Source organism: Acetobacter sp. AN02 (genome assembly GCF_029759835.1).
Taxonomy (GTDB): domain Bacteria; phylum Pseudomonadota; class Alphaproteobacteria; order Acetobacterales; family Acetobacteraceae; genus Acetobacter.
Window position 1 is genome coordinate 1 of sequence record NZ_JAJJND010000143.1, and the last position, 3,954, is coordinate 3,954.

Consider the following 3,954-nt stretch of genomic DNA (forward strand, 5'->3'; position numbering starts at 1 on the left):
GAGAAGGCCTTTTATCCGTTCCCACTGATCGTCGCGTAAACCGTAACGCCGCATCTGTCTGTCTCCCTCAAAACCGGAAAAACAGTCTGCACAGGAAGCCGGAAAGTACAACACTCACGGCACACGCGCAGCACTTAACTGACGACACGCCGTAACTCTTTTCTGTTTTCGTCGAATGGTTTCATTATCGTTTTCTTCCCATATATCTGACCGTATCGGGCCTTTTCTTCTGGAAAACAGTAATAGCAGTCTGGACTCGGTGAAGACGGGGCCGACCGCTACTGCGGCTTATCCCGCCAAGGCAGTTCCGGGACTTGATCTGACGGTCAATATGTTCGTCGGGCATTGGCAGACGAATACGGGCAGTAATGTCGACTCAGAAGCTCTTACTGCCGGGATACGTTATAAATGGTAGAATCTGTTGCCTTTTTAGGCGACGATTGAAACCGGAACGTAAAATCATGTTCCGGCTTCTGAGGTTTTATCCGTCTGATCGGGAAGCTGTCTGCGGGGCTCCGGAAGCGGTGAGGGCTGTCTGGTAAAGATCGGGGCTGAAGCCGATGATCAGGCCTGAGGGTGTTTCCATGACGGGGCGGCGAATCATGGACGGGTTTGCTTCCATCAGTGCGACAGCTCTGGTTCTGTCGAGATTTTGCTTTTCTGCTTCGGGTAGTTTCCGGAATGTTGTTCCCTTGCGGTTGAGCAGTGCTTCCCATCCGGCCTCGTCTGCCCAGGCTGTAAGTCTGTCGTGTGTGATGCCGTCGGTTTTGTAGTCGTGGAAGTGGAAGGCGATACCGTGTGTATCGAGCCAGGTCCGGGCTTTTTTCATCGTGTCGCAGTTTCTGATGCCGCAGAGTGTGAGGGTCATGCGCGGGTCCTTTCGGGGCTTCGTTTTTGATTCAGGCAGATATTATAGAATGTTTCCGTTTTTTCTGCCTGGGCCGGGAGCAGGAATCCTGACAGATCCGGTTTCTGCCTGGGCTGTCCGTGCAGGCGTTGCAGGGCCTGTGTGAGGGCCGGGATATCGCCTGGCGGGACGAGGCAGTCCGGGCGGGTGCCGAGGATATCCGGCACGCCCCCGGCCTCTGTTGCGATCACGGGCAGACCGGCGGCCATGGCTTCGAGCAGTACGAGGCCGAACGGCTCTCTGAGGGAGGGGAGCACGAAGGCGTCGAATCCCTGCATGTCCTCCCGCAGGGACGGGCGGTATCCGGTGAAGATCACGTTCTTCGGGGCCATTGCTTCCAGGCGCGCGCGATCCGGTCCGGTTCCGGCGATGACCAGTTGCGTGCGCGGGAGGGCGGCGCGGCGGAAGGCGTCGAGCAGGAGGTCGAAGCCTTTTTCCGGGATCAGCCGTCCGCCTGCGGCGATCAGGAATGTGTCGTCCTCGATTCGCAGTTCCGTCCGGATGCGGGCGCGGTGGTCCGGGTCCGGGGGGCAGGGGCGTGTCCAGTTGGAGATGGTTTCGACATGGCCGGGGAAGGAGGCGGGAATACCGGCTTTCTGCCAGGAGGCGATGCAGATCAGCCCGTCATGGCGGCGATAGACCCGCGGTACCCAGGCGCGGTGCAGCGTGGCGATGAAGGCCGGGAGCGGATGGCGGACGGGCAGGCGGTTCAGGGCGGTCGAGATCAGTCCGGCGCGGATGCTGGCGAGGCCCAGATGGGTATGGACGATGTCCGGGGCGAATCGGCGGATTTCGCGCAGGAGGGCTGCGGCGTATCCCGCGCGTCCGGCCCGTGTGACGGTGCATCCGGCAAGCTGCGTGGCGAGGTCGGCACCGGTTTCGCGATCGGCGCTGGAGCGGGCGAGGAGCACGCGGACATCGTGCCGTGCGGCCTGAAATGTGGCGAGTTCGCTGACATGTCGTTCGGTGCCGGCGACTTCATGCGTGCAGATACAGTGAAGGATACGCACCTGGCAGCGCCCGTCCGGTTGTCGAGGCTTCCTGCTTACCCGGTGCGGAAAACAGCGGGAAGAAACAATTTCTAAACTTTCTTTCCGCAAAGTTGGCGCGATCAAGGAGGCTGCGTCTGGTATGGACAATACGACCTACATTGCCCTGTCGCGTATGGACACGGAAATGCGTGCGATGACGGTGCTGGCGAACAACCTCGCCAATGCATCCACGGCGGGATTCAAGTCCAGTCATGTCCTGTTTTCCGATTATCTTTCAAAGATGAAGGATAATAACGGAATTAAGGGTGCGGATACGGATTTCTATACGCAGGACCGTGCGACCTACCGGGATCAGACGCAGGGGACGCTGGAAACGACGGGCAATCCGCTGGATCTTGCCCTTGTGAGCGACGGGTATTTTTCGGTTCAGACGGCAAACGGCGTGCGCCTGACGCGGAACGGCCGATTCCAGAGGATGAGTGACGGCCGGATTGCGGATGCGGACGGCAATGTTCTTCTGGACCGCCGCGGTCAGGCGATGGTCGTGCCGCAGCGGGATGTGCAGATCACGGTGGCCGCGGACGGCACGGTTATGAGCGAGAGCGGCGTTCTGGGTGAGATCGCGACACTGACGGTTGATAACCAGAACACGCTTCAGGCGGAGGGCGGCCGGCTGTTCCGCGCCACGACGCAGACCCGGCAGACCCCGACGCGCGAGATCCGGCAGGGCATGATCGAGAGCAGCAACGTCAGCTCCATGACGGAGATCACCAATCTCATTCAGTTGCAGCGGGATTTCCAGATCACGGCGTCTCTTGTCGAGAACGAGGCGACGCGGCGGCAGAACGCCATCGACAAGATTACCCAGCTTCAGTCCTGACGCGGTTCGGGACCGGTTTTCATTCTGACATGTCTGTTTACAGGAATATCTGCTTATGATGCGTTCACTTGACGTTGCCGCCACGGGCATGCAGGCGCAGTCCAACAACGTTGCTGTCATTTCCAACAACATCGCGAACATGACCACGACGGGCTACAAGCGCCGGCGTGCCGAGTTCCAGGACCTGATCTATCAGGATATCCGCCGTGTCGGCACCATGAGTTCGGATTCGGGAAATCTCGTTCCGGCCGGGGCGCAGATCGGTCTTGGTGTCCGCACGGCCGGTGTCTATCGCATTAACGAGCAGGGCACGCTGGAGCAGACCAGCAACAGTCTTGATCTGGCTATTGAGGGACAGGGGTATTTCCAGGTGACGCTGCCTTCGGGTGAGTATGCCTATACCCGCGACGGCACGTTCTCCCTGTCCAATGACGGAAATCTCGTGACTGCGGACGGATATCTTCTGAATCCGGGGATCAATATCCCCAACAACGCCCAGACCATTACGGTGGATCAGACGGGTCAGGTGCAGATCAGCGTGTCCGGTCAGACGGCGGCGATTACGGTCGGTCAGCTTCAGCTGGCGACATTCCAGAATGAGAACGGTCTGGCGGCCATCGGCCAGAACCTGTTTACGGAGACGCAGTCTTCCGGAAACGCGATCACGGGAGCGGGGCAGAGTGTCGGATTCGGAAGTATCCGTCAGGGATTTGTCGAACAGTCCAACGTGAACGTCGTGACGGAAATCACGGATCTGATCACGGCGCAGCGTGCCTATGAGATGAACAGTAAGGTGATCACCGCGTCTGATGAAATGCTGCAGACTCTGTCGAATCTGAAATAATGCCCGGACACTCTGACAGACGGATATCTCCCCTGCGCGGTCTTGTATCTGCCGTTATGGCGGCTGCCCTGCTGCTCCCTGCGGGAGCGGGGCGGCGACCCTGAAGAAAGTGTCCGTGCTTACGGGCGGGCAGGTTCATCTGTCGGATCTGTTTGACGGGCTTCTGCCGGGGCAGGACTGCGAGATCGGACCGGCTCCGGAGCCGGGGAAGCGGCTGACAATCCAGGCGGCCCAGATCGGGGCCATTGCCAGCCAGAGAGGTGGCCCCGGTTTTTTGGACAGGGGGTTAAGCTATAGACCGGCCTGAGAGAGGACGGGTTTATGGGCAAGG

General features: G+C 59.5%; 5 protein-coding genes. 3 read left to right on the plus strand and 2 right to left on the minus strand.

All coding sequences use genetic code 11. The annotated features are described in order from the left end of the window. Nucleotides 1-481: 481 nt before the first annotated feature. Nucleotides 482-868: an ArsC family reductase gene (locus tag LOC54_RS11655; RefSeq protein ID WP_279313961.1), complete on the minus strand. Its 387-nt coding sequence runs from the start codon at nt 866-868 to the stop codon at nt 482-484. Next, entirely contained in the window at nt 865-1,917 is a 1,053-nt protein-coding gene (locus LOC54_RS11660) for a glycosyltransferase (protein WP_279313962.1), read from the minus strand. The genes LOC54_RS11655 and LOC54_RS11660 overlap by 4 nt, the downstream gene beginning before the upstream one ends. A 121-nt stretch (nt 1,918-2,038) precedes the next feature. On the opposite strand from LOC54_RS11660, the gene LOC54_RS11665 reads away from it, so the two are divergent. From LOC54_RS11665 to LOC54_RS11675, 3 genes are all read left to right on the plus strand, one after another. Next, nucleotides 2,039-2,779, plus strand: a complete 741-nt coding sequence (locus LOC54_RS11665) for a flagellar hook basal-body protein (RefSeq protein ID WP_279313963.1) — start codon at nt 2,039-2,041, stop codon at nt 2,777-2,779. A gap of 58 nt (nt 2,780-2,837) precedes the next feature. Next, nucleotides 2,838-3,623, plus strand: a complete 786-nt coding sequence (flgG, locus tag LOC54_RS11670; RefSeq protein WP_279313965.1) for a flagellar basal-body rod protein FlgG — start codon at nt 2,838-2,840, stop codon at nt 3,621-3,623. 109 nt (nt 3,624-3,732) lie between these two features. Continuing rightward, nucleotides 3,733-3,930: a hypothetical protein gene (locus LOC54_RS11675; protein WP_279313964.1), complete on the plus strand. Its 198-nt coding sequence runs from the start codon at nt 3,733-3,735 to the stop codon at nt 3,928-3,930. Nucleotides 3,931-3,954: the final 24 nt, after the last annotated feature.

Bases quoted from the DNA above. Each gene is read 5' to 3' on its own strand.
- LOC54_RS11655 (WP_279313961.1), bottom strand. From the start codon at position 868: ATGACCCTCACACTCTGCGGCATCAGAAACTGCGACACGATGAAAAAA.
- LOC54_RS11665 (WP_279313963.1), top strand. From the start codon at position 2,039: ATGGACAATACGACCTACATTGCCCTGTCGCGTATGGACACGGAAATG.
- flgG (WP_279313965.1), top strand. From the start codon at position 2,838: ATGCGTTCACTTGACGTTGCCGCCACGGGCATGCAGGCGCAGTCCAAC.